General features: G+C 69.0%; 25 protein-coding genes. 13 read left to right on the forward strand and 12 right to left on the reverse strand.

Annotation, left to right across the window (positions count from 1 at the left end; genetic code table 11):
- The first annotated feature begins 267 nt into the window (after nucleotides 1–267).
- Together ACIHCM_RS04375 and ACIHCM_RS04380 are read left to right on the forward strand one after the other, a co-directional pair.
- A complete protein-coding gene (locus ACIHCM_RS04375; RefSeq protein WP_399888908.1) occupies nucleotides 268–945 on the forward strand; it encodes a plasmid mobilization protein in 678 nt (225 codons plus the stop codon).
- Nucleotides 935–2,704 carry a relaxase/mobilization nuclease domain-containing protein gene (locus tag ACIHCM_RS04380; RefSeq protein WP_399888911.1) on the forward strand — a complete coding sequence of 590 codons (1,770 nt, stop codon included), beginning with the start codon at nucleotides 935–937 and terminating at the stop codon, nucleotides 2,702–2,704. Before ACIHCM_RS04375 ends, ACIHCM_RS04380 begins: the two co-directional genes overlap by 11 nt.
- A gap of 190 nt (nucleotides 2,705–2,894) precedes the next feature.
- Here ACIHCM_RS04380 and ACIHCM_RS04385 read toward each other — a convergent pair whose 3' ends face one another.
- Together ACIHCM_RS04385 and ACIHCM_RS04390 are read right to left on the reverse strand one after the other, a co-directional pair.
- Nucleotides 2,895–3,422 carry a GNAT family N-acetyltransferase gene (locus ACIHCM_RS04385; RefSeq protein WP_399888913.1) on the reverse strand — a complete coding sequence of 176 codons (528 nt, stop codon included), beginning with the start codon at nucleotides 3,420–3,422 and terminating at the stop codon, nucleotides 2,895–2,897.
- The gene (locus tag ACIHCM_RS04390; RefSeq protein ID WP_399888916.1) at nucleotides 3,419–4,321 is read right to left on the reverse strand and encodes an XRE family transcriptional regulator; all 903 of its coding nucleotides are present in this window, start codon (nucleotides 4,319–4,321) and stop codon (nucleotides 3,419–3,421) included. The genes ACIHCM_RS04385 and ACIHCM_RS04390 overlap by 4 nt, the downstream gene beginning before the upstream one ends.
- A 589-nt stretch (nucleotides 4,322–4,910) precedes the next feature.
- Between ACIHCM_RS04390 and ACIHCM_RS04395 the strand changes: the two genes are divergently transcribed.
- From ACIHCM_RS04395 to ACIHCM_RS04425, 7 genes are all read left to right on the forward strand, one after another.
- Nucleotides 4,911–5,336 (forward strand): ATP-binding protein, encoded by a 426-nt coding sequence (locus ACIHCM_RS04395; RefSeq protein WP_121548484.1) that lies wholly within the window; start codon nucleotides 4,911–4,913, stop codon nucleotides 5,334–5,336.
- Complete coding sequence (locus tag ACIHCM_RS04400; RefSeq protein WP_399888919.1) at nucleotides 5,333–5,752, forward strand: DUF6415 family natural product biosynthesis protein; 420 nt, start codon at nucleotides 5,333–5,335, stop codon at nucleotides 5,750–5,752. Before ACIHCM_RS04395 ends, ACIHCM_RS04400 begins: the two co-directional genes overlap by 4 nt.
- 205 nt (nucleotides 5,753–5,957) lie before the next feature.
- Complete coding sequence (gene fxlM / locus ACIHCM_RS04405; RefSeq protein ID WP_399888923.1) at nucleotides 5,958–7,190, forward strand: methyltransferase, FxLD system; 1,233 nt, start codon at nucleotides 5,958–5,960, stop codon at nucleotides 7,188–7,190.
- A 52-nt stretch (nucleotides 7,191–7,242) separates the two neighbouring features.
- Nucleotides 7,243–7,434 (forward strand): FxLD family lanthipeptide, encoded by a 192-nt coding sequence (locus tag ACIHCM_RS04410; protein ID WP_012380187.1) that lies wholly within the window; start codon nucleotides 7,243–7,245, stop codon nucleotides 7,432–7,434.
- A gap of 119 nt (nucleotides 7,435–7,553) precedes the next feature.
- Nucleotides 7,554–10,619, forward strand: coding sequence for a lantibiotic dehydratase (locus tag ACIHCM_RS04415; protein WP_399888926.1), 3,066 nt, complete (start codon nucleotides 7,554–7,556; stop codon nucleotides 10,617–10,619).
- Nucleotides 10,616–11,848, forward strand: coding sequence for a lanthionine synthetase C family protein (locus ACIHCM_RS04420; protein ID WP_399888929.1), 1,233 nt, complete (start codon nucleotides 10,616–10,618; stop codon nucleotides 11,846–11,848). The genes ACIHCM_RS04415 and ACIHCM_RS04420 overlap by 4 nt, the downstream gene beginning before the upstream one ends.
- Nucleotides 11,830–12,828 (forward strand): thiopeptide-type bacteriocin biosynthesis protein, encoded by a 999-nt coding sequence (locus ACIHCM_RS04425; RefSeq protein WP_399888932.1) that lies wholly within the window; start codon nucleotides 11,830–11,832, stop codon nucleotides 12,826–12,828. The genes ACIHCM_RS04420 and ACIHCM_RS04425 overlap by 19 nt, the downstream gene beginning before the upstream one ends.
- Before the next feature lie 54 nt (nucleotides 12,829–12,882).
- Here ACIHCM_RS04425 and ACIHCM_RS04430 read toward each other — a convergent pair whose 3' ends face one another.
- Nucleotides 12,883–13,746 (reverse strand): HIT family protein, encoded by an 864-nt coding sequence (locus tag ACIHCM_RS04430; RefSeq protein ID WP_399888935.1) that lies wholly within the window; start codon nucleotides 13,744–13,746, stop codon nucleotides 12,883–12,885.
- Nucleotides 13,740–14,228, reverse strand: a complete 489-nt coding sequence (locus ACIHCM_RS04435; RefSeq protein ID WP_399888938.1) for a TIR domain-containing protein — start codon at nucleotides 14,226–14,228, stop codon at nucleotides 13,740–13,742. Before ACIHCM_RS04435 ends, ACIHCM_RS04430 begins: the two co-directional genes overlap by 7 nt.
- Before the next feature lie 397 nt (nucleotides 14,229–14,625).
- Here ACIHCM_RS04435 and ACIHCM_RS04440 point away from each other — a divergent pair, with 397 nt between their 5' ends.
- A complete protein-coding gene (locus ACIHCM_RS04440) occupies nucleotides 14,626–16,080 on the forward strand; it encodes a toll/interleukin-1 receptor domain-containing protein (RefSeq protein WP_399888941.1) in 1,455 nt (484 codons plus the stop codon).
- A 126-nt stretch (nucleotides 16,081–16,206) separates the two neighbouring features.
- Here ACIHCM_RS04440 and ACIHCM_RS04445 read toward each other — a convergent pair whose 3' ends face one another.
- From ACIHCM_RS04445 to ACIHCM_RS04480, 8 genes are all read right to left on the reverse strand, one after another.
- Complete coding sequence (locus tag ACIHCM_RS04445) at nucleotides 16,207–16,716, reverse strand: toll/interleukin-1 receptor domain-containing protein (RefSeq protein ID WP_398015190.1); 510 nt, start codon at nucleotides 16,714–16,716, stop codon at nucleotides 16,207–16,209.
- A 231-nt stretch (nucleotides 16,717–16,947) separates the two neighbouring features.
- Entirely contained in the window at nucleotides 16,948–17,262 is a 315-nt protein-coding gene (locus ACIHCM_RS04450) for a type II toxin-antitoxin system RelE/ParE family toxin (RefSeq protein WP_399888944.1), read from the reverse strand.
- A 425-nt stretch (nucleotides 17,263–17,687) separates the two neighbouring features.
- Nucleotides 17,688–18,350: an arsenate reductase ArsC gene (locus ACIHCM_RS04455; RefSeq protein WP_399888948.1), complete on the reverse strand. Its 663-nt coding sequence runs from the start codon at nucleotides 18,348–18,350 to the stop codon at nucleotides 17,688–17,690.
- Nucleotides 18,343–19,038, reverse strand: coding sequence for a helix-turn-helix domain-containing protein (locus ACIHCM_RS04460; protein WP_399888951.1), 696 nt, complete (start codon nucleotides 19,036–19,038; stop codon nucleotides 18,343–18,345). The genes ACIHCM_RS04455 and ACIHCM_RS04460 overlap by 8 nt, the downstream gene beginning before the upstream one ends.
- A gap of 82 nt (nucleotides 19,039–19,120) precedes the next feature.
- Nucleotides 19,121–20,554 (reverse strand): FAD-dependent oxidoreductase, encoded by a 1,434-nt coding sequence (locus ACIHCM_RS04465; RefSeq protein ID WP_399888954.1) that lies wholly within the window; start codon nucleotides 20,552–20,554, stop codon nucleotides 19,121–19,123.
- A 74-nt stretch (nucleotides 20,555–20,628) separates the two neighbouring features.
- Nucleotides 20,629–20,952, reverse strand: a complete 324-nt coding sequence (gene trxA, locus ACIHCM_RS04470) for a thioredoxin (protein ID WP_399888957.1) — start codon at nucleotides 20,950–20,952, stop codon at nucleotides 20,629–20,631.
- 17 nt (nucleotides 20,953–20,969) lie between these two features.
- Nucleotides 20,970–21,947, reverse strand: coding sequence for a thioredoxin-disulfide reductase (trxB, locus tag ACIHCM_RS04475; protein ID WP_399888959.1), 978 nt, complete (start codon nucleotides 21,945–21,947; stop codon nucleotides 20,970–20,972).
- The gene (locus ACIHCM_RS04480; RefSeq protein WP_399888962.1) at nucleotides 21,944–22,357 is read right to left on the reverse strand and encodes an arsenate reductase ArsC; all 414 of its coding nucleotides are present in this window, start codon (nucleotides 22,355–22,357) and stop codon (nucleotides 21,944–21,946) included. Before ACIHCM_RS04480 ends, trxB begins: the two co-directional genes overlap by 4 nt.
- 91 nt (nucleotides 22,358–22,448) lie before the next feature.
- On the opposite strand from ACIHCM_RS04480, the gene ACIHCM_RS04485 reads away from it, so the two are divergent.
- The 3 genes from ACIHCM_RS04485 to ACIHCM_RS04495 are packed head-to-tail and all read left to right on the forward strand — an operon-like array spanning nucleotide 22,449 to nucleotide 24,594.
- Complete coding sequence (locus tag ACIHCM_RS04485; protein WP_399888965.1) at nucleotides 22,449–22,757, forward strand: ArsR/SmtB family transcription factor; 309 nt, start codon at nucleotides 22,449–22,451, stop codon at nucleotides 22,755–22,757.
- The gene (locus tag ACIHCM_RS04490) at nucleotides 22,754–23,533 is read left to right on the forward strand and encodes an aquaporin (protein ID WP_399888967.1); all 780 of its coding nucleotides are present in this window, start codon (nucleotides 22,754–22,756) and stop codon (nucleotides 23,531–23,533) included. The genes ACIHCM_RS04485 and ACIHCM_RS04490 overlap by 4 nt, the downstream gene beginning before the upstream one ends.
- On the forward strand, nucleotides 23,530–24,594 hold the full coding sequence (locus ACIHCM_RS04495; RefSeq protein WP_399888970.1) for an ArsO family NAD(P)H-dependent flavin-containing monooxygenase: 1,065 nt from the start codon (nucleotides 23,530–23,532) through the stop codon (nucleotides 24,592–24,594). Before ACIHCM_RS04490 ends, ACIHCM_RS04495 begins: the two co-directional genes overlap by 4 nt.
- The last annotated feature ends 86 nt before the right edge of the window (nucleotides 24,595–24,680 follow it).

A 24,680-nucleotide genomic window follows, 5' to 3' on the forward strand; every position in this document is an offset into this window, starting at 1 on the left:
GATGCCCGGCTGGGCCAAGCCGTCGAGTCCCCGGGCACTCGCCTCGCCCACTCCACACCACACACAGGCAGGAGCCTCCAAACTTCCCGTGAGCCGTAATCCGTTCTCCCGCAAGGCCAAGCCCGCCAAGTCCTCGCCGCCCCGTAGCCTCCTCGCAGCGCACCCGCCCACGCCCGACCAGGGCTTTGACGGGGTCGCCCTCCACCCGACAGCGGAGCGAGCTGGGGCGAAGTCCACATCGCCTGGGGCGATGCGGACTTCGCGCTCGTGTCCGCTCCCGCGGGGGCGGAGGCCGGCCCGGCCCACGGGGCCGGGACAGAAACGGGCGGGGAGGCCGAGCGCGGCCTCCACCAGAACACGCAGCCGCCCGCCGAGCCGAGCGAGCCAACCGCCGCCCCTGTCGTACGCATCGCGCCGACCGTGAACACCGACGTGTTCATGCACCACGGTGTCGCCGCCAACGATGTCCCTGCCCTTGCTCACGCCGACATCGCACCCGGCGCCGAGCGCCGCCGGCACCTGAGCGAGGTGCTCTACCGGCCCCGCTCCGGGACCAAGCGCACCCTGCAACTGACCTGCTCGGCCGAACCGGCGGAGCGTGCCTTCATCGACCTCGCCGCCCGTAAGGCGAAGCGCTCCCGCTCGGCCTACCTCATGGACTGCGCCCTCACCTTCGCCCACGCCTACCTGTCCGACCGCCGTCCCGAAGGCGTCGCCCCGCTCCCGTCCCCACAGGCCACCCAGGACCTGATGATTCTGTTCGGCAGGCTGATCAGGGAGTTCGGCCGCACCGGGAACAACCTCAACCAGCTCGTCCGCGCTGTCCACCAAGGAGAGCTGCCCGACCGAGCCGAAGAGATCCTCAACGAGCTTCACCAGGTCGCCCAGCGCACCCGTCTGCTGCTGGACCAGACCCTGGCCGGAGGTGGTCACCGTGGTGCCTGACGTCTCCACCGGCGACCGCAGCCGCGGCCTCCTCTCCTACCTCTTCGGCCCCGGCCGCCGTAACGAGCACACCGACCCGCACATCGTCGCCGCGTTCGCGATGCCCGGCATCAACGACCCCGGCCGCATTCCCCTCGACCAACACCACGACGCTCTCAGCGAACTGGCCGACTACCTCGACCAGCCGGTGAAGCTTCGCGAACAGCGGCTGGGCAAGAAGGTGCCGCAGCACGTGTGGCACTGCCCCGTCCGCACCGCACCGGGCGACCGCTACCTCACCGACGAAGAGTGGGCCGAGGTCGCCCGCCGCATCGTCCACGCCACTGGCATCGCCGAACACGGTGACGACGCGGCCTGCAGGTGGATCGCCGTACGGCACGCCGAGGACCACATTCACATCATGGCGACCAGTGTCCGAGAAGACGGCCGCCGCCCCCGCAACAAGGGTGACGGCCGACGGGCCCAGGCCGAATGCCGCAGAATCGAGGCAGAACTCGGCCTGCGCCGGCTGAAGTCCGGTGACGCGACAGCGCCGAAGACGCCGACCGGGCCGGAGGTCGCCAAGGCCGAGCGGCAGGGCCACAAGAACACAGCACGGGTCTGGCTTCGCGAGCACGCCTACGCCGCCGCGGCGGCAGCCCGCGACGAGGACGAGTTCTTCGCCGTGCTGACGTCTCTCGGGATCAAGGTCCGACCCCGTCTCGGTCCCGTCACCGGGGAAGTCACCGGCTACAGCCTCGCCACCGCCGACGACACCGATGCCAAGGGCGAGCCCATCTTCTACAGCGGCTCCGCACTCGCTCCGGACCTGTCCCTGAACCGGCTCCGCGAGCGCTTCGGTCCGGCCGAAGGCGAGGCTGCAGGGCAGGCCACAGCGTTGCACGCGAGCCGGGCAGAGGCAGGCGACTCCTGGCGGCACGCCGATGGGGAGCTGCGCACCGCCTATGCGCTCGTCACCAGGGCCAACGGCGAAACGGAAGGAGGTGAAGTCGACGCCCAAGTGCAGGCTCAGGCTGCGGCATTCGCCGAGCTGCTGCACAACACCGCAGTCTCGGCGCCGCGCCAGCTCCGGGCTGAACTGCAAGCGGCAGCCATCGCCTTCAACCGCGCCAACCGCTCCGCCATCCGAGCCGAGCACCGGGCCGCCGACGCCCTGCGTCAGGCCGGAAGGACGCTGCTGACCGCACCCACCGGCAAGGACGGCGACTTCGTCGCCGCGGTGCTCGCCTCAGCCGTCTTCCTACTCATTGCCCTCACCGAGTGGCACGCCCAGCGCGGTCACGAGCAGCAGGCGGCAGCCGCCCAGCAGTCCCTCGTCCACCTCCGGGCCGCCCGCCAGCAGGCCGCCCGGCCGGCCCTTGCTCAGCTCGCCGCACGCGCCCCGAGTCCCCAAGCACAGGATCGGCTCGCGGCAGCCGTCCGAGCCACGATCCCCGAGCACGCACACCGCATCCTGGCCGACCCGGCTTGGCCCGCGCTGGCCACCGCCCTCGCCCAGGCCGAGTCCGCTGGCACCCCGCCCCGCCGGGCCTTGGCCGACCTGTCCGGGCAACGGGAACTCGACACCGCGGACCGACCGGCCGAGGTCCTGGTCTGGCGCTTGCGGAACGCCACCGCCGAGCGAGTCAGCCAGCGGGTGCGGAGCGCGGCCACCCGCAGTGCTCGCAGCACCCACCTGCCGCCGGACACGGGTGCACCCGCTGTTCCGGTCGTGCAGCCGCAACCGGCGGACGTGAACCGCCGACGTCCGAGCCGCTGACGTGACCCTTCCCATGCTGGAAGCTGCCGTCGCGCTTCAGCAGGAGCACGACGGCAGCATGTTTCCCGGACACTTCGACCTGCTTCTGGCGAGAGCGCGGCATGCGGGGGTGCTGGCCACGACCTCGCGGAGGACGGTGATAACGAGCTTGGCCGGTACGTAACGCCGTACGTGGGGCAGGCAAGGCCCCTTAGGGGTGCAACCTCTTCACCATGACCGCGTACACCGGGGAGTCGGCGAAGGGCTGCTGCTCGCCCACCTTCTCGTAGCCCCACGTCTCGTACAGGTCCTGCACCTTCGGGTGCGCCACATCGACCAGGAGCACCGCGAGATCTTCACTGCGCTCCTTCAGCAGGGCTTCGTGGAGCCGCTCCGAGATCCCCTGCTTCCGCCACCGAGGGCGCACCATGACCTCGGAGACGGCGTAGGTCGCGGTGTACCCGTTGTTCGGCTCGAACGCGGTGGAACGCCACCACTCACGGCCGGGCTGGAGGGGGGCGCCGTACGCGAAGCCGGTCGGCTCGTCGCCGTCGAAGGCGACGACGCAGGTGAAGCCATTCATCCCTGACCAGTGATCGACGAACCACGGAAACCGCTGGTTGAACTCGTCGTCCATCGCATCGGCGTAGGCGTCGGCGTGCACATCGATCAGCATCTGCCTGAAGCCCTCGGGGAGGTTCTCCTGGGCGTAGTGCCGCAGGTCGATCACCCTGGTCACGTTCGACTCCATTCATCTCGCATTCGGTCTGCCCAGTCGCGTGCGTACGTCGTCGACGGCGCCAGCCGGAACAGGTCTCGGTGGAAGTCCCCGATCAGGGTGCGCATGCGCCCAGGCAGTGGAGCGCCCTCCATGATCGTGAAGACGGTGGCCGCGGTCGCTGTGGCCTGCTCGGGCTCTCCCTGGCGGAGTTGTGCCAGCGCGAGTTGGCAGGTGGCCAGCGCGCGGTTGCGCTGGAACTCCGCCGGGATTTTCGCCAGGGCTCGGTGCGCCATCGCCTCGGCTTCGGCGGGTTCTCCGTTGCGGTTGAGGATGATCGCCGCGAGGTGGTTGAGTTCGGCCGGCCCGTAGAACGCGGTCCACCGGGGACGCTCGTCCTCGGCCGCCTTCCGGAAGGTCTCTTGCGCTGTGCCCAGGGCCCGCCGAGCGGCTCGCAGGTCCCCCAGTGACGAATGGGCGAGCGCGAGGCGGACGCGGCCCATGGAGCCGAAGAACGGATCCCTGCGGGCGGCGGGGGAGGCGTTGGCCGCCTGCGCTGCCGCGAGCTGTTCCGGCCAGTTCTTCCGCTGGTAGGCGAGCATGGCCATGTTGACCCACACGCGCATGCCCGTGGGCGGGTCCTGGGAGAGGCCGGCGAACGTGGACGACTCGTGCAGGTACGTCTGGGCCGTGTCCAGATCGCGTAGGTCGATGCACGACCAGGCGGCGATGGTGGTGAACTCGGCCGCAAGCGCGTACAGGGCGCGGCGCACGCGTTCGCTGGCGTTCCGTTGCTGAAGCTCCAGCACCTTGGCGCGAGCTTCGAGGGCTGCGGTCGCCAGGGAGGCGTGTCCGCCCTGGCGGTCGTCGGCCTCCACGAGCTGGTTCATGCTGGCCGAGGCGCGGGCTACGTCCGCCATGCCTACCGACCGACGTTGCTTGACGACCGGAACGGCTGCGGCTGCCGTTCCGGTGGTGGAAACGATGAAGTCGCGACGCCGCACGGGGCCCTCCGGAGGATGTTGCATGGAGCTGGGTGCGCTGAACCCTAAGTCCGCCACGGGGCAGCCGAACACACGCTCAAGTGCGGCGCAAGTGCGTCCGATTGGACGTCGGCTCGATCCGTTGAGCAGGTTACGGACCGTCCGGGAGGAGATTTCACCGGACCGACCGGTGATCTCCTGCAGGGCAGCGTTCAGTCGAGCCGCCAACTCCTCCTGTGTGAAACCGAGTTGATCCAATCGACGCTGAAGAACGAGATTCGCTCCCATGTACCGAACGTAGTACCACCGTCACTCTGATGCCCAGACCTCAGGTAATGGGAACGCAAAGTCTTCCGGTTGGTGGGCATGCACGAATCCGGGACCCTTCCTGTTGCGCCCGGCATGTCGCTCGTTGACTGGTCATCGGTCGCCGAGTCGAGTTCGGCACGGCGGCACGGAGGAAAGCTCGGCCCTGCCTCCTCGTCAGGACCGGGCGCCCCACGCCGGAGGGAAAGACCTCGTGACCATGACCGTCGCTAAACCGAATGCGATCGGCGCCCCGGGTTACACCACGGAGCTGCCCTGCGTCCGCGAGTCCGTGAGCCGCGCCCGCGCTCTCGTCTCCAATGTGCTGGCGGCCTGGGGCATGGACGACGACGTGGCCGACTGCGGAAAGATCATCGTCACCGAACTGCTGGCCAACGCCGTCGAGCACACCGATACCCCGGTGTCGAAGATCCTCATCGAGCGTCCGAGTAACGGTGCCGTCCGCATCGGAGTCTCCGACCGCTCGCACGGCGCGCCCCACCTGAAGACGGCCGACCCGAACGCTGAGAGCGGCCGGGGTCTGAGTCTGGTCGCGACGATGAGTTCGCGGTGGGGCTACGACACACACCCGTGGGGCAAGGTCACCTGGGCTGTGGTCGAGGCTTCGGTGGGGAAAGAGCAGTGAGCACCGCAGTGGCTCCGAAACGCCCAGCCGAGGAGTGGACGCCACCGCTCGACGCAGACGGCTTACGGCTCGTGCTGGACCGATTCCGAGTCTGGAAGCCGCTCGACATCGAAGAGGTCTTCGACGATCTCGACGCGGTGATTGGCAATCACTCCCCGCCCGTTGCGACGACCGTCGCCCTGGTCGACCGCCTCCGCAGCCACCTGAAGCAGCTCAGCGACATCACGGTGGCTGACGACAGGTTTCCGCCCACCGCCGAGATGACCCGACTCGTCGAGCGAGCGCGCCCCCTGCGGGAGGAGTGCACGCCGGCCGCCCATCAGCAGGCTGTCGGACTCGCCCGGCGTCTCGCCTTCGTGACCGCTGACCTGATCGAAGAGTTGATCGAGGCCCGCTACATCAAGGGGACCGAGTGATCCACGCCTCCACCCACCCGCGTGCCGCTCGGCGGGCTGGTCACCACGCACCGGCCCTCTGCGGGCGTGGGCCTCCCAGCTCGCCGTCCAGCACACCGCCCCGTTGGTGAGCTGACAAGAACGGAGAACGTTCGCCCCTAGCCTCCCGGCCCATCCGGCACACGAACCGACCTGCATCCCCAACACGTACGACCGAAGGAAGTCCATGACGAACACGACCGTCGAGCCCGACGAGGCGACCCGCCTGCGGAACAAGGTGGTGGACGAGCTGTGCGCGGACGGCAACATCTCCTCCCCGGAGGTCGAAGCCGTGATGCGCAAGGTGCCCCGCCACGCGTTCATCCCCGACACCCCGCTCGACAGGGCGTACGAGACGTACGCCGCGGTGATCACCAAGACCGACGAGCACGGGGTGCAGCTCAGCTCCGTTTCCGCCCCGCAGATCCAGGCCATGATGCTGGAGCAGGCCCAGGTGGAGCCCGGGATGCGGGTGCTGGAGGTCGGCTCGGGCGGACTGAACGCGGCCTATCTCGCCGAACTCGTCGGCCCGTCCGGCGAAGTCATCACCGTGGACATCGACTCCTCCGTCACCGACCGCGCGTCCCGTCTCCTGGAGGAGAACGGCTACGACAAGGTCCGCGTCGTCACCGCCGACGCGGCCGAACCCCTCCCCATCGGGGAGGTCGATGTCGTCATGGTGACCGCCGGGGCCTGGGACATCGCCCCGGCGTGGACCGCGCAGCTCAAGCAGGGCGGCCGTCTCGTGGTGCCGCTGCGGATGTGCGGCCTGACCCGTTCGATCGCCTTCACCCAGGTCACGGGCGAGCGCGGCCCTTACCTGGAAAGCGAGTCGGCACGGATCTGCGGCTTCGTCCCGATGCAGGGCTCAACCGCCCACCGCGAAGAACTCCTCCTGGTCAACGGAACCCCGGAGATCGGGCTGAAGTTCGATGACGGTCTGCCGGCCGATCCGCACCGGCTGGACAACGCGGTCACGTTCCCGCGCCACGAGCTGTGGACCGGCGTCGTCATCGGCCTCTCCGAACTCATCGACACCCTCCAGATGGCCATGGCGATCGGCCTGCCCGGCTTCTGCACCATGGCGGTCGATGACGACCTGGACACGGGTCTGGTCGCACCCGTGAACAAGCGGTTCTCCCTCGCCGCCGTCGACGACGACACCTTCGCCTACCTCGTCACCCGCCGCACCGAGGACAACAAGCACATCGAGTACGGCGTGCACGCCCTCGGCCCGAACGCGAAGCAGCTCGCCGGCAAGGTCGCCGACATGCTGCGCGACTGGGAGGCCAACCGGCGCGGCGGCCCCAGCCCGGTCATCCGGGTCTATCCGGCCGACACCCCCGATGACCAGATCCCGGCCGACCGGATCATCGACAAGGTGCACAGCCGGATCTCGCTCTCCTGGCCTCTGGCGTAACGCCGGGAGCCAGGTCGTCCCGCACCATCCGAACAAGAGGAAGGGCATCACCATGACGAGCGCCACCCTGGCCCCGCCCGCCCCGCTGGCGGGCCTGGACGACGACTTCGCGCCCCTGGACGTGAAGGTCGTCATCGCCGAGCACGCGTACGGCAAGCTCATGTGCTCGACGGGCGACGGCTGCGGCACCACCTGCGCGACCGGCGCCTCCGCCTGCGGCTCCTTCACGGAGGACCCCGCCTGATCCGCGGCTCCTTCACAGAGGACTGGGCCTGATTGCAGGCCGTTCCCTGCCGGTGAGCCGGGCGAAGTGCTTCGCCCGGCTCACCGGCCCCTCACCTGCCCCGCCAGACGGAGGGCACCATGGCTTCCCGAACAGTCGCCGACTACCAGTGGCAGGGCGCCGCTCTGCTGCGCGCCACCACCAGCCCCGGGCCGGCAGACATCCCCCGCACCCTCGACCTGGACAACATGGCCGTCACCCGCGGGTGGCTGAACCGCATCTGGCAGCGCGAGGACTTCCGCAGCGCGCTGGGGCTGGCCACCCCCGTCCTGTCCGACGCCATCGAGGCAGTCGTCCAGGGCCGGCAGACCGAGCCCCGTCACGTCCGCCGCACCGCCGTATCGACGGTTTCCTACCTCCTGCGGTGGCAGCACCGGCCCACCCCGCTCGGGCTGTTCGCCGGCACCGGTCCCGTGACGGTCGGGCCCCGGGCGACCGCGCGGTGGCGCGACAAGCACCGCGTGCTGATCCGGCCGGACTCCGAGTGGGTCACCGACCTGGTCCTCCGGCTCCAGCGCACCCCCGCGTTACTGAAGCGGCTCCCGCTCGTCGCCAACAACGCCGCCCACACTCGGGGCGATCGGCTCGTGGCGCCGGGCCCGCCCTCCGATGGCTACGCCGTCCTTCTGGCCCCGGTCGAGATATCTGTCCGCAACGCCCGGCCGGTGGCCGCCGCGATGAGCGCGGCCCGCACCCCCATCCCCTACGGCAATCTTCACGGCCACCTGCGCGACGGCTTCCCGCAGGCCGCCCCGGAGCAGATCGACGCTCTTCTCACAAGCCTGGTCGAGCAGCAGTTCCTCATCACCAGCCTGTGGGCGCCCATGACCACGGTGGACGCCTTCCAGCACCTGTGCCACGAGCTGGAACGGCACGGCGCGGACGGCATCCCCGAGGTGCGGGACCTGGTCCACGAGCTGTACGCGCTGCGCGACGAAATGTCCGCCCACCAGCCGACGCTCTCCGACACCAACGTGAGCGCCACCGCCGCGCGGATGCGCGCCCTCACCCCCGTCACGCCGACACCGCTGCTCATTGACACCGCCCTCGACTGCGAGACCCAGCTCCCGCAGGCCGTGATTGCGGAAGCGCAGGCAGCCGTGTCGGCCCTCTACCGGACCACCCCACAGCCCTACGGCTACCAGCACTGGCGCGACTACCACCGCCGGTTCCGGGCCCGGTACGGCGTCGGCGCCCTCGTACCGGTGATGGACCTGGTTGCCGACAGCGGCCTCGGGCTCCCCGCCGGATACATCGGCTCCGAACGCGGGGCCGCCCTGAAGGTGCGCACCGAACGCGACGAACTGCTGCTCGCGCTGATGCAGCAAGTCCTCCTCGATGGCCGTGACGAACTGCGGCTGACGGACGACATGGTCAACGCCCTGGAGAAGGCCGCCGGAGCGGACGAGCGGCTGTTCGTGCCCCGGGTGGAGGCCGCCTTCGAGGTCCACGCCCCCAGCACCCGGGCGCTGTCCAACGGCACCTTCGACCTCCTGCTCACCGCGGCACCCCGCCCCGGCAGCAGCATGGCGGGCCGGTTCGCCCACGTCCTGCCGCCCGAGCACCAAGACGCCCTCGCCACCACTTATCGAGGGGCGCCGGATGGCCTCACGGCACAGCTCGTGTTCCCGCCGCGCCGGCACCGCAACGAGAACGTCACCCGCACACCGCGGCTGCTGTCGCACGTCATCGAGTTGTCCGGCCACCAAGAGAGCAACGAGACGACGGTCCGGCTCGCCGACATCGCCGTTACCGCTGACCCTCGCAGTTTCCAGCTCGTGCAGCTCTCCACCGGCCGGCGCATCGACGTGCGGGTCCTGCACGCCCTGGAAGGCGGGACCCAGACCCCGCCGCTGGCCCGGTTCCTCGCCGAGGTGGCACACGGGCGGTACGCCGCCTACAAGCCGTTCGATTTCGGCGCCGGCTCCCGGCTCCCGTTCCTCCCCCGGGTCCGCTACCGCCGCACCATCCTCACGCAGGCCCGATGGCTGCTGATGGCCGACGACCTGCCCGGCCGGAAGGCTCCGCGGCAGGAGTGGGAGGACGCCTTCACCGCCTGGCAGGAGCGGCTGCGGGTTCCGATGCAGGTCGCTGTCATCGAGTACGACCAGCGCCTCCCCCTCGACCTGTCCCACCCGGTCCACCTCCGGGTCCTTCGCGCCCATCTCGACAACGCCCGGCGCGTGGAGCTGCGCGAGGTTTCGGACGCAGACGCCCACGGCTGGATCGGGCGGGCGCACGAGATCTGGCTCTCCCTGGGCCGGGCCGAGCCGGACACCCCCTACGTGCCCCGGCCGCTCCCCGCCACGGTGACGGCCACCAGGAGGCACTTCCCGGGGGCCGGCGGCGTCCTTCTCGCGCAGCTCCACGCCCACCCGCGCCGCTACGACGAGATCCTGAGCCACCACCTCCCCCACCTGCTCGCCGCGTTCGGGGAGGAGCCGCCGACCTGGTGGTTCACCCGTCACCGGGAGATGGCCCGGCCGGACGCCGACCAGCACCTCGACCTCACGCTGCACCTGCCACCGGACACACACGGGGCCAGCTCACAGTACGTCCGCGCCTGGGCGGACAACCTGCACAGGATGGGTCTGGCGTCCGGGCTCGTCCTGGGCCCGTACCAGCCGCAGACAGGGCGCTTCGGCCACGGGCCGGTCATGGACGCCGCGCACCAGGTGTTCGCCGCGGACTCTGCCGCCGCCCTTGCGCAGATCCAGCTCACCGAGCGCCCCGACGCCTTCGCCCCGCAGGCCCTCGCCGCCGCCAGCGCCCTGCGCCTCGTCACACCCCTGGCACCGGACGCTGCGGCGGCCGAAGAGTGGCTGGTGCGCAGCCTCCCCCAGGGCACCGGACGGTTAAGCCGGACCCTGCGCAGCCAGGTACTCGAACTCGCCGCGCCGAACGGCACCTCCGCGCTCGCGGCCCTCCCCGGCGGCCCACAGGTCACCGAAGCGTGGCGTGCCCGCGCGACCGCCGTGGACACCTACCGGACGGCCTTGGCCGGTGAGCGTGATCCGCTCGATGTCGCCCGGTCGCTGCTGCACCAGCACCACGTCCGGGCTCTGGGCGTCGATCCGCGCACCGAGGAGACCACGATCCGGCTCGTGCGAACGGCGGCCCTCCAGCACCGGATGGCAGCCCGATGACCACACTGGCCGCCACCGCCGCAGCGATCCTGGAGCAGTACACCGCCCATCTGGCGGAACCCCCTCCCCCGCCCCCGGAGGAGCCCTGGGCGGTGCAGTCGCTCGCCGACGGCGCCGCCGGAATCAGCCTGCTGCACATCGAGACGGCCAGCCGGAACGGCGGCTCCTGGCTTTCCGCCCACCGATGGATCACGAGCGCGGCCTCCGGGCCCATCAGCGCGGCCGACCAGACGGGCCTGTTCCTCGGCGCCCCGGCCGTCGGCTTCCTCCTCAGCGCCGTCCCTCCGGCCTACCAGCATCTGTACGCTTCGGCGCGCACGATCCTGCACCAGCACATCACCGACCTCGCCAACCGCCGCGTGGACGCCGCGCTCGCCCGCATCGACAGGGGAGACCTTCCGACCTTCGCGGAGTACGACCTCTTCTACGGCCTCACGGGGATCGGCGCCTACCTCCTGCGCACCGAGCCCGCGGGCCCAGCCCTGGAGAGGATCTTGCAGTACCTCGTCGCCCTGACCCGGCCGCTCGCCCCCAAAGGGCGAGGGCTCCCCGGCTGGTGGGTCCGCCACGACCCGGCGCGCGGCGAGTCCCCCCACTTCCCGGGCGGAGACGGCAACTTCGGTGCCGCGCACGGCATCACTGGCCCGCTCCTCCTCCTGGCCCAGGCCCTGCGCCGCGGCATCACCGTCCACGGCCACCAGGACGCCATGTTCACCATCTGCGCCCACCTCGACGCCTGGTGCCAGCACGGTGACTCCGGCCCCTGGTGGCCCGAACACATCTCGCGGCGCGATTTCGACCGCGGACGCCCCCACCACGACGCCCCCGCCCGTCCGAGCTGGTGCTACGGCACGACAGGCATCGCACGGGCCGGCCAGCTCGCCGGGCTCGCCCTGCGCTCGCCCACGCTCCAGAAGTTCTACGAGCACGCCCTGTACCGGGCCTTGTGCGATCCCGCGCAACTCGCCCTGGTCACCGACAACGGCCTCTGCCACGGATGGGCGGGCATCTATCAGACCGCTCACCGCGCGGCCGCAGACGCGCTCGACCCACGGCTGCACGCCCTCCCGGAACGCCTTGGTGACACCCTCACCGCATCCGGCCAGCCCGGCTCCTCACCGGCTCCCGGCCTGATCAACGGTGCCGCCGGCACCGCGCTCGCTCTCACCACCTTCGCCTCGCAGCAGGCGCCGAGCACTGGATGGGACGCATGTCTTTTGATCAACTGACTCAGGCAGCCGAGCCGAGCCCGACGCAGCACGCCGTCCTCGCCGTCCTGACTGGCCTGCCGCTCGCCGACGCAGCACAGCAGTACCGGATGGACCCCGTGGTCCTCTCCGACGCGGTCGCGGTCTACGACCAGGCCGGCCGGGAAGCGCTGGCCTGCCACGCGGCCACCACCGACTGGTGGCAGACGTACCTCCACTTCACCGACTGGCCGAACGCCGACACCACCTTCACCACGCACGTCCTGCCCATCCTGCGCGAAGCGGAGACCGCTGGCGCGATCGACGGTTGGTGGTACACCAGAAAGCACCCCTGCTGGCGTCTGCGCCTCCGGGTCCAGCCTGCGGGCGGCGCCAAGCTGGCAGTCGGGGACGGCTTCGACCGCCTAGTCTCCGACGGGCACCTTCAGCGCTGGTGGCCCGGTATCTACGAGCCTGAGACGCCAGCGTTCGGCGGGAAGACCAGCATGACGGCCGCGCACGCCCTGTTCGTCACCGACAGCCGACAGATCCAGCAGTTGTGCCAGCGCGACGATCTCACCGTCGGGCCCAGGGAGCTGTCCGTCCTGCTGTGCACGATCATGATGCGCGCCGCCCGGTTGGAGTGGTACGAGCAGGGCGATGTCTGGGACCGCGTCATCACGACGGAACACCGCTCGGCCATCAGCGACGTTCCGCCGGACCGTCTCAACGCCCGAGCCCGCGAGATCCGTCTTCTCCTTCTCGCCGACAGCGACGTCCTGCTTCGCTTCGACGGCCCGCTGGAGCCCGTCGCCGAGTGGGCTGGCGCGTTCCGCAGCGCCGGCCAAGCACTCGCCCACGGCGTCCAGGACGGGTCACTGGATCGCGGGCTGCGACAGGTGCTCAGCTATCACGTGATCTTCCACTGGAACCGGCTCGGGTTGTCCATGCGAGGGCAGAGCATCCTGGCCTGGGCGGCCAGGACAGCGATCCTGCACGGCGATGGGCACAAGGGAGGCTGACACGCATGGCGATGATGCCTTTCCCAGGTTCGTCGAAGCGATCAATTCACTACCTCAACGGTAGAGCAGCCAGGCTCCTATACCCATCCCCGCAAGCAGCAAGGGTCCATAAACAGGAGCAACCGCCCACGATCTAATATCGGGCCAATCGGGCCAATAGTTGACTCTGGAACCCGCCGGCGATGCCAGAGCAGGATTCAAGGAGAATGCAGGAATTGAACGACCGGCCGCCACCTCGTCATAGAGCTTTCGAAAGGCACGCTCCTGCTTTAGATAATTAGCATCAAGGACACCAAAGACAAGTACCGCCAAGAGGCCGAGAAGCGCCACGAAGATCGAACTCTTCGTGATCGCGTATCCGTAAGTCGCGGTTACAATCGGAAGCAGCCACGCCTTCGAGGATGACGACGCCTGCGACATGCGCGTAATTATCGCTTGGATAAATGCCAAGTGCTGCCGACGATCCTCTGACCCAACCGCGCTTACTTCGTTGAAAAGCGCAGACTGAATCGCGGCGAGAGTCTGACTTTGGGCTTGACTATCTTCGGCCGCACCCGCGGGCCATCTAAGCACCATGCGATCCCCCGACCATCGGGGCACGAGGTGAAAATGCACGTGAGGTACGGTTTGAGTGGCGGCTGCCCCAGTCGACTGAATCACGTTCAAACCATCCGGAGCTAGGGCCGAGCGGATCGCATGTGCTGCCCTGAGGAGCGCTTCACCCAAATCACGGCCCTCAACAGCGTTGAGATCTGTCAGGTCTGAAACATGACGGTTCGGCACTACCAAAGTGTGGCCGCGAGTGGCTTGTTCCAATGGAAAGAATGCGGTGACCTCTTGGGTGCGATACACCAGCCTCGCACTGGAGTCGCCCCCTGCAACAATCACGCAAAAGGGGCATGCAGATTGATCTACCATGACCGCCTAATCACCCCCTGCTCCGACCAAGACTCCAAGTTGTCACGCAGTTTGTTATAGGTCGCCTTACTGTCGGTCTTTCCCGACCAATCCTGCATCGCGGGATCAAATACCGGCACTACCCCTGCACCAATAGCCTTGGCAAAGGGGTCGGAACCCGCACTATCAACGCTCCCCAGTGCCGAGAGTCCATGGATTCGGATCCCTAGCAGCGGCTTCTTGTCAGCCCATGCCTTCTTAATCTCATACATGACCCAGGGTCGACTTGCCGTGTGCTTTCCGATCAAGACGATGACGGCCTTCTTGTACGCCATCTGCTCGTGAATCCAATTCTTGATTGCCTCGTCTCCACGCCTACGCACCTGCTCCCAGTCCTGAGAGTTCAACAGTGGCTGCGCTTCGAGCGCGTTAATATTGCGAACCAACTGGACGCGGTGGACATCTTGTTCGTAGTGGAAGCTGTAGAAGACTGTCTTGGCCATGGAAACGTCAATCGAGAGTGCCGATGCGAACGACTGCGACTCTAGCTGCGACCTCCGACAACTTGTACGAGAACGCAAGAAGTCATGCCCTTGTGGGCGAGGTGGTCACGCAAGGCAGCTCTGACGCGGATCGCAACCGCAAGCAGCCGGGCTACCTCCGTCAGCGCCATGGCCCAGAAGTCCAGCACGCGGATCCGGGGCGCCCGCAAGTGCGTGGTCAAGGGTCGCCGACCGCGGCGGGCAGAGCATCACAGTGTGTCCCCCCTCGAAGATCATCCACCCTGGCCGCAGCCGACTGCGTGCATTGACGTCCTGACCTCCGCGATTTTGAGTGATCAGAAGCATGACCCAGCCACCACCCTGACAGAAGGAACGGACGAGGAGGAGCTACACCGCCATGGGGGGCGTCTTCATCAACTACCGCAGGAGTCCGCATGCCACAGATGCGGTGCACCGGCTGCGTGATCGGCTCAGCCGTCACTTCGGTGACGCACAAGTCTTCCTCGACACGTCGTCGATGCTGCCGGGTAACCGCTACCCAGACGACCTCAGAGGCCGAGTGCATGACTGCGAGGTTCTGCTCGTCACCATTTCGGAAGGCTGGTTGGAGGCGCGGGACCCGTCGGGCGCGCGATCCCTCGACCGCGCGGGCGACTGGGTGCGGCACGAGATCGAACTGGCGCTTGCCGCTGGGAAGACCGTGATCCCCCTGCTCCTTGACGCCGTAGAGCCACCGTCGCCCGAGTTGCTTCCCGCGTCGATCCGCGATCTCTCCCTTCGCCAGGCACATCGGATCCCCGCAGATGGCTGGGACGCGGCCGTTGAGGAGCTGATCGCCACGCTGGAGACCCTGGTGGCACCGGAGTGGGTGCCAGCAGTCCTGTCTGAAGTACGGCCGCCACGACGGCCCGGCCGACTGCTCGGCTGGGCCACCGGTCTCCTCGCCGCCGCACTCTGCGTTCTCGTGCCGTGGGCAGCAACGGCGACCGGGTCGCCTCCAGAGCCGGGCGACGACCCGGTCGCTCTGCTGCTGGCCCTGGCGTCCCTTGGGCTGATGGGCTTCGTTCTAATCGCTGTACTGCTGTCCTGCGGCCTCATGCGCCGCCCCGTTCAGGCGTGGGAACGTGACCTGCAGGACGCCACGCAGGAGAACTACCTTCGGGCAACCTATCCGGTGCCGGCCTTTCTCCTGCTGTTCGCAATAGTGCTCGTGATTCAAGTGTGGGGGCGGAGTCCCGGCTTCGCCGTCGTACTGATGCTGGGCATGTGTGCCGCCGTCGGCCCGATGGCAGCCCGTTTCGTGCGCTCCCTCAAGGACGACCGCGAACGGTGGGTGCAGTGGCCGGAGGCGATGCCCTCGGCAGCCCCGATGGCGGTGGTACGGCGGGAGATCGCTCGGCTTGACGTGCGTACACAAGAGTGGGGCGCGCCGATCCGGCGAGAGCAGCGGGACCGAGCACGGTTCGCGCTCGAAGAACTGGCAGGGGCGGTGGCGGCTCAGGGGCGGGCGGCGGAACGTGGGCGGTTGCGATGGCTGTGTGAGGCGCAGCCCTGGATCTTCAGCGGGTACTTCCTGTGGTTGGCGCTCACCGTCGCCCTCACGCTCGCCTGGACTATGCCCCTCGGAGTCGAAGGCGGGGGTGGGCCGCGGCTCTACGCGGCACCCGTGGCCACTGGGGTCGTGGGGCTCTTGCTGGCCTGGACGACCATGGAGTGCGCTTACCGCTACCAGCGGTGGCAGAGCCGGATGTTTCACGCGGAGGCGGTGCGACGGCTCGCTCTGATAGGGGCGCGGGTCGACACGCTCAGTTTCCCGTCGCGTACGCGGCTGACGACAGCGACGGAACGCTAGGCGGGACGGGTGAAGCGGCACAGGGCCTGGTCACGACCGCGACCTGGGTTCACCCAATCAGAGCGCAAGCTGAGCTTGACTATTAACCCCACCAAGATCGTTTCTTGGTGGGGTTAATAGTCAAGCTCAGTTCGCCGCGAGCTGGTCGTCCTCAACGGCCACCAGCTCTGCGATCTTGATGGCAACTACTGCCATCGAATCCTCAGCCGTGTCCAACCCGTTTCGGGATGCAAGTAGGGGGCTGACGTCCCGGAGTTCGCCGTAGGTCGTCTCGTGTATGACGGGGAGCAGCAGGTCACGTGCAAGGAGCTCCGAGAGCTCCTTGTCAGAGACGCCACCGCGCTTGAGGCGTGTCAGTAGCGCAGGGGTGACCAGAACGAGACCCGTACGCGACCTCGCCAGCCCTCTGTCGATTTCCCGCATGAACGGCAGGCCGAGCGCGATGTCCTTCTCGCTGAACCAGACCGACACGCCCTCTGCTTCCAGCAGGTCGCACAACTCCGTGGCAGCACCGCGCCGGTCATCCCACGCGTGGCAGAGGAAGACATCGCGAAGGTCAGGCTGTTGACGCGCGCGCAACACGGCGGCGTCGCGAACAGGAGCCAGACCCTTCACCTCGCCAGGCGTGTAGATCACGGAGGAGGTGCTCGGTGACCAAGGCGCCCGCATTTTGCCGCTACTGGTCGCACCGCCCCCGCCACTGCTCCGCGGCGTGTAGACCGGCGGCGGGTAGTAGGGACGGGACGATGAGTACCCGTAGCCGCCGCTGCTGCACGCGGGGCACGCCGCACGTCCGCTGGCGGTCCGATGACCCTGAACTGGGGCTGTACAACGACTCATAAGTACATGGTATTCGTGTGACTACTGCTAGGTGGCGTTATCGCAAGGAAAAGACGGCCGAGTGCAGTTCAGCCCGTTTGGGTCGCCAACGTTACCAACGGCCAGGGTCCACGCGACCAGTTGTCCGTCCTCGACGGTGTAGACGACCTGGTAGTCGCCAATCCTCAGCCGCCAACGGGTGCTTTGCCCCTGGAGGGCCTTGATGTCGAACGCCGCGACATCCCCGACGTCCATCGCCTTCTGGAGTTCGGCGATGCGGTACAGAATCCGCAGGGCGTCCGGGCGCTCAACCTTGAGCATGTCCCGCTGGGCATGCGGCGTGAAACGAGTGACGTAGCCCATGGCCGATCAGCCTTGGCCGGCACGGAGCGGGGCAGCCATCTCTTCGAGAGAGACCGACCGCTCAACGCCTTCGGACTCCGCTTCGTCGGCCAGCTCGATCAAGGGATCACCGGGGTTGCAGTTCGGGTTGCATTCACCCCCATTCAGCACCGTCCGCTCCCTGGCGATCGCAGCGACCGGCCGCAGGTCAGGACGGTGGCGGACGACCATGAATCGCCGGACGAACAGTTGGAAAGCGTGTTGGGGGCAACCCCTCACGAGTTCGAATCTCGTATCCTCCGCCAGTGCCTCACCGGGCACGAAATCGAAGGGCCCCACCGTTCGCGGTGGGGCCCTTCGACGTGAGTGGTCTCAGTTTTGGTCTCAGTTGCCGTGATCGGACTGAGGCGGACCATGCTGAACAGTGATCTGGTTCACCATTTCGATCAGGGCTGCGCCGGGACACCAAGGTCGTCGAGAAGCCCTCGGACGCGGCGCTCGATGTCGTCACGGATGGGCCGGACGTCGTCGACGGTCTTGCCCGCCGGGTCGTCCAGGGTCCACTCGAGATACCGCTTGCCGGGGAAGACCGGGCAGGCGTCGCCGCAGCCCATGCTGACGACGACGTCGGCCGCACGCACGATCTCGTCGGTCCAGGGCTTGGCGAACTCGCGGGAGATATCGATACCGCGCTCGCTCATGGCGGCGATGGCGGCCGGGTTGACCTCGAATCCGGGTTCGGAGCCGCCGGACCAGGCGACGGCGCTGTCGCCGGCCAGGTGCTGGAAGAAGCCCATGGCCATCTGGCTGCGACCGGCGTTGTGGACGCAGAGGAAGAGCACGACGGGCTTCCCGTCGGTGGAGTGGCCTTCGACCTTGGCCAAGGCGCGCAGGCGCTGGCGGGCGAACCGTTCGGCGATGAGCGGGAGGAAGTTGGGGATGGTGCTGCGGCCGGCGAACTGGTCGTAGCTGGTGTGCAGGAACCGCTCGATGGTCTCCTGGCCGAAGAGGCCGTCGAACTCCCGGCTCAGGTGGGTGGCGGCGGTGCGCAGGGCGAGTTGCTGGTCGATGCTCAGGTTGCGGTGCGGGACGGGCGCGGTCTCAGTCATCGCTGCCTCCAGGAGGGCGGACGGCGGGCACCAGCCGGTCGATCCGGTCGGCGAGATCACTCAGGGCGTCGGCGAAGGCGTCGTCGGTGCCGGTGCGGGTGGGATCGGGGACCGACCAGTGCAGGCGGTCGGGGACCCGGGGGCCGAGCTGCTCGTGAGCGTTGTCGCAGACGGCGACCACCAGGTCGTCCGGGCGCAGCGTCTCGTCTATGTGGGAGGTGCGGGCGGGGGCCAGAGACAGGCCGTGCTTCCGTGCGGTCGCGACGGCACGGGGGTGGACGCGCCGGGCGGGGTCGGTTCCCGCCGAGGCGGCCGGCACGGTGCTACGGCGCTTCCAGAGGGCAGCGGCCAGGTGCGAGCGGGCGGAGTTGTGGGTGCAGACGAACACCACACGCGGCGCCGTCCGCAGCAGGGTCGGCATGGTGTCGACCAGGGTCTGCGTGTGCAGGCGCAGGTAGGTGCGCCGCCGGTCTCCTTCGGAGCGGGACCGCTCGATCAGGCCGACCTGTTCGAGCAGCTTGAGGTGGTGGGCCAACAGATTGCTGGGCAGGCCCAACTCCTGGCCGAGTTCGCTGGGCGAGGCGTCGCCCAGCAGCAGCCGGTCAACGATCGCCAGGCGCGCGGGTTCCCCCAGTGCCGCGTGCCGCTGCGCTCGCGCCACCACCGATGCAGACCACTCAGCATTCATTGAGTCAATTTTCGTTGAGCTAAATTCGGCTGTCAATGGTCTCGACGGGGGCAGGGCGGTGGTGTTCGCGGCAAGGGAGGCGTCAGAAGACGCCCAGCATCCGGCGCTGGACGTCGAGGTGGTGCTCGCTCATCCATGCCTGGGCCGCGACCTGGACCGCGTCCCACGGGGAGCCCAGCGGTGGGGTGTAGGAGAGGTCGAGTTCGCTGATGCCGTCGACCGGCATGGCGTGGAAGAGGGCGGTGGCGTACGTGTCCACGCGCTTGGAGATCTCCGCGCCGCGTCGTCCGACGAGCTGGGCGCCGAGCAGGAGGCCGCTGGAGGTGTCGCCGGTGACGCGGATCGAGATGGGGGTGGCGCCGGGGTAGTACGCCTTGTGGTCGTCGGGGCGGCTCGCTGTGGTCGCCGGTGTCCAGCTGCGCCCGGCGGCTGCGGCTTCGTGGTCGCGCAAGCCGGTGCGGGCGGCAACCAGGTCGAAGACCTTGACCACCTGGGTGCCGAGACTGCCCGCGAACCAGCGGGTGCCTCCGAGGGCGTTCTCGCCCGCGATCCGGCCCTGCTTGTGGGCGGTCGTCCCGAGCGGCAGCCAGGTCTTGCCGAGGAGCCGGTGGTGGGTGACGGCGCAGTCTCCGGCCGCGTACACGTCGGGCAGCGAGGTGCGCATGTACTCGTCGACGTCGATCGCCCCCTTCACGCCGAGCCGGGCTCCGGCGGTCGCGGCGAGGGCGGTGTCAGGGCATACGCCGACGACGACCAGGACGAGTTCGGTGCCGCGCGTGATGGCCTGTCCGTCTGGTCCGGTGGCCCGTACGCGCAGGAGGTCGCCGGAGGGGTCGCGGGTGATCGCGGAGACCTGGGTGCCGGTGATGACCTCAACGCCGTGCGCGGCGAGCTCATCGTGGACGAGGGCGCCGAGTTCCGGGTCGACGGTGGGCAGGACTTCGGGCAGGGCTTCGATCTGGGTGACGTTGAGGCCGCGGGTGGTGAGGGCCTCGGCCATCTCCAGGCCGATGTAGCCGGCGCCGATGACAACGGCCGACTTCGGGCGGCGTGCGGCGAGCGTCTGCATGACCTTGAAGGTGTCGCCCATGCCGTGCAGGAGGTGGACGCCGTCGGCCGGGCCGAGCGCGTCGGGGCCGCTCAGCCCTTCGATGGGCGGGCGGGCACTGACCGCGCCGGTGCCCACGATCAGTGCGTCGTACGGCAGTTCCTCGGTGCGGCCCTCGGCGTCACGCACGACCAGCCGCTTTCCGGTGACGTCGATGCCGGTGGCGAGGGTGTCGGTGCACACCTGCATGCCGGTGGCCTTCAGGTCCGCCAGGCTGCGGTGGGCCAGGTCGCTCCAGTGGCCGACCTCGCCGGAGACGTAGTACGGGATGCCGCAGATGGAGAAGTTCGGGTAGGCGTCGGCCACCACCACGGTGACCTCGCTGTCGGGATCCAGCTCGCGGGCGCGCAGGGCCGCGCTGATGCCGGCGTCGCTGCCGCCGACGGCGACGATGCGCTTGCTGGCCACCGGGATACCTCCGTCGGAGATCGGAGAAACGGGGCTGGTGAGGGCACTGGGGGCGCCCTCACCGGCGTCGCATGTCAGGCGAGGTGGTCGGCCAGCTCGCGTTCCAGGGCGGCCTTGGGCTTGGCGCCCACGATGGTCTGTACAACCTCGCCGCCCTGGTAGAGGTGCAGCGTCGGGATGGACATGACGCCGTAGCGGGCGGCGATGGCCGGGTTCTCGTCGATGTTGAGCTTGGCGATCTCGATCTTGTCGCCGTGCTCGGCGGCGATCGCCTCAAGTGAGGGGGCGAGCTGGCGGCAGGGGCCGCACCAGGCGGCCCAGAAGTCGACCAGGACCGGTTTGTCGCTGCTGATGACGTCCTGTTCGAAGGAGTCCTCGGTGACGTTCTTGAGAGCCATGATCTTCCTCCGGGGCGTCAGACGGCGGCCACGGCCGGTTCGCCGGCGGTGTCGCTCAGGGCGGCGAGGTACCGCTCGGCGTCCAGAGCAGCGGCGCAGCCGGAGCCGGCTGCGGTGATCGCCTGGCGGTAGGTGTGGTCGACGACGTCGCCCGCGCCGAAGACACCCGCGATGTTCGTGCGCGTGGAGGGTGAGGCGACCTTGAGGTAGCCCTCGTCGTCCAGGTCCAGCTGGCCGGTGACCAGGTCGGTGCGCGGGTCGTGGCCGATGGCGACGAACAGGCCGGTGGCCGCGAGGAGGGAGGTCTCGCCGGTGACGGTGTCGCGCAGGGTGAGGCCGGCGAGTTTGCCGCCGGCCTCGTGGATTGCTGCGACCTCGCTGTTCCAGGCGAAGGAGATCTTCGGGTCGGCGAAGGCGCGGTCCTGCATGGTCTTGGAGGCCCGCAGGGTGTCGCGGCGGTGGACGATCGTCACGGAGCGGGCGAAGCGAGAGAGGAAGGTGGCTTCCTCCATCGCCGTGTCGCCTCCGCCGACGACCACGATGTCGTGCTCGCGGAAGAAGAAGCCGTCGCAGGTCGCGCAGTACGACACGCCCCGGCCGGAGAGCGCGTCCTCGCCGGACAGGTTCAGCTTGCGGTGCTGCGAGCCGGTCGCCACGATCACGGACTTGGCCCGGTGGACCGTGCCCGCGCTGTCGGTGACGGTCTTGACCGTGCCGGTGAGGTCGACGGCGACGATGTCGTCGGGGATCAACTCGGCGCCGAAGCGTTCGGCCTGGGCCCGCATGTTGTCCATCAGGTCGGGGCCCATGATGCCGTCGCGGAAGCCGGGGAAGTTCTCCACCTCGGTCGTCTGCACCAGCGCGCCGCCGGCCGTGACCGCGCCCTCGAAGACCAGCGGCTTCAGCGAGGCGCGGGCGGTGTAGAGGGCGGCGGTATATCCGGCGGGGCCGGAGCCGATGACGACGACGTTGCGTATGTCCGTCGCCGTGCTCATGCCTGGGGCTCCGGGGCGATCTCCTTGATCAGGCCCTCGATCAGTACCTTGATCTCGTCGCGGATCGGGCGGACGGCCTCGACGCCCTGGCCCGCCGGGTCCTCCAGGTCCCAGTCCAGGTACCGCTTGCCGGGGAAGACGGGGCAGGTGTCGCCGCAGCCCATGGTGATGCAGACGTCCGACTCCTTGACCGCGTCCACGGTGAGCATCTTCGGGACCTCGGCGGAGATGTCGATGCCGACCTCGGCCATGGCCTGGACGGCGGCCGGGTTGACGCCCGCGCCCGGGTTGGAGCCGGCGGAGCGGACCTCGACGCGGTCCCCGGCCAGGTGGGTCAGCCACGCGGCGGCCATCTGGGAACGGCCAGCGTTGTGGACACAGACGAACAGCACGGAGGGCTTGTCGGACATCAGAGGTCTCTCTTGTCTCATGACGACATCGGGCGCGAATGACATCAGCACCCGGTGGTGTCAGCCACCACTGATGTGACAGTATCAGTCCATGATGACGTCAGTCGACACTGATCTGATCCGGGTTCTGGCCGACCCGCTCAGGCTCCAGATCGTGACCCTGCTCGCCAAAGAGACGCTGTGCACCACCCACCTGGTGGAGGAGACCGGTGCCAAGCAGACCAACCTCTCCAACCACATGAAGGTGCTGCGCGAGGCCGGAGTGGTCGAGACCGAGCCGTGCGGCCGGTACGTCTACTACCGGCTCAAGGCGGACGTCATCGCCCAGCTCGCCGGCCAGTTCGCCGACCTGGCCGAGTCCGCTCGCTCCGCCGCCGAGAACAAGAGGGCCTGCCCGTGACCGCCGCCGAAGCCGCCCCGACCGCGGAGTCCGCGACAGCCGCTCCCGCACCCGCCTCTGTCGGGTCCGCGCCGGGTGCCACCCCGCCGCGTACCCCTCTGGTCGCCCGGGCCGCCGCCGAACTCATAGGCACGGCACTGCTGGTGGCGGTCGTGGTCGGCTCCGGTATTCAGGCCACCGAACTGACCAAGGACGTCGGCCTGCAGCTGCTGGCCAACTCCACGGCCACCGTCTTCGGCCTCGGCATCCTGATCCTGCTGCTCGGCCCGGTCTCCGGCGCCCACTTCAACCCGGTCGTCACCCTCGCCGAGTGGTGGACCGCCCGCCGCGGCGGCGCCGGGGTCACACCGCGCGAGGTCGCCGTGTACGTGCCCGCGCAGATCGTGGGAGCGATCGCGGGCGCGATCCTCGCGGACGCGATGTTCGGCGAACCGCTGGTGAAGTGGTCCACGCACGACCGCTCGGCCGGGCACCTGCTGCTCGGCGAGGTCGTCGCGACCGCGGGCCTGATCCTGCTGATTTTCGGGCTGGCCCGCGCCAACCGGCTGCAGTTCGCCCCCGTGGCCGTCGCCTCCTACATCGGCGCGGCGTACTGGTTCACCTCGTCGACGTCCTTCGCCAACCCGGCGGTGACGATCGGCCGCGCCTTCACCGACACCTTCGCGGGCATCGCGCCGGGTTCGGTCGCGGGCTTCATCGGCATGCAGCTCGTGGGCGGCGTGGTTGGACTGGCCCTGGTGGCCCTGATCTTCATGCCCGGACGATCGGCCGAATGAGCCACCAGACGCAGGTGGTGGTGATCGGCGGCGGCCAGGCTGGGCTCGCCGCCGGCTACCACCTGCGCCGTCTGGGCCTCGACTTCGTCCTCCTCGACGCCCAGACCACCTCGGGCGGCGCCTGGCAGCACGCCTGGGACTCGCTGCACCTGTTCTCCCCGGCCGCGTACTCCTCGCTGCCCGGCCACCTCATGCCACCGCAGCCCGGCGAGACCTACCCCGACGCGCAGCACGTCGTGGAGTACCTCGCCGACTACGAGAAGCGGTACCAGCTGCCCGTCGAGCGCCCCGTACGCGTCCTCGGCGCCCACCGGGACGGCGGGCTACTGCGCGTGGAGACCGATTCCGGCCCCTGGCACGCCCGCGCGGTGATCAGCGCGACCGGCACCTGGTGGCGGCCCTTCCTCCCCACGGTCCCCGGCCAAGCGACCTTCAGGGGACGCCAGTTGCACACGGTGGAGTACCGCAGCCCCGCCGACTTCGCAGGCCAGCGCGTGATCGTGGTGGGCGGCGGCAACTCCGGCGCCCAGATCGCCGCCGACCTCGCCCACGACACGGACCTGACCTGGGTGACGCAGCGTCCGCCGCGCTTCCTGGCCGACGACATCGACGGGCGTGCCCTGTTCGACGTGGCCACCGCCCGCCGCCGCGCGCTGGACGAGGGCCGCACGGACACGGGCGGGGTGGCCTCGCTTGGGGACATCGTCGCCGTACCGCCCGTACGCGAGGCACGCGACCGCGGCCTGCTCACGGCGAGCCCGATGTTCTCCCGCCTCCACACCGGCGGTGTGGAGTGGGCCGACGGCACCCGAGCCGAGGCCGACGCCATCATCTGGTGCACGGGCTTCCGCCCTGCTCTCTCCCACCTATCCCCGCTCCAACTCCGAGGCCGACGCGGCCATATCGTCACCGAGGGCACTCAGGTGGTGGACGAGCCGCGCCTGCACCTGCTCGGCTACGGCGACTGGACCGGCCCCGCCTCCGCCACTCTCATCGGAATCGGACGCCCCGCGCGAGACGCCGCCCGCGAGATCGCCCAATTCCTTACCGCGTACGGCTGATAGTTCGCCGATGTAGTCCAGTCGGCCATCAGCTTCATCCAGGCCGACCAAGTGCCACCAATCGACGGTGCCCCGCTGTGGCCGGC

It is taken from the genome of Streptomyces sp. NPDC052023 (assembly GCF_044548465.1).
In the GTDB taxonomy this organism is placed as follows: domain Bacteria; phylum Actinomycetota; class Actinomycetes; order Streptomycetales; family Streptomycetaceae; genus Streptomyces.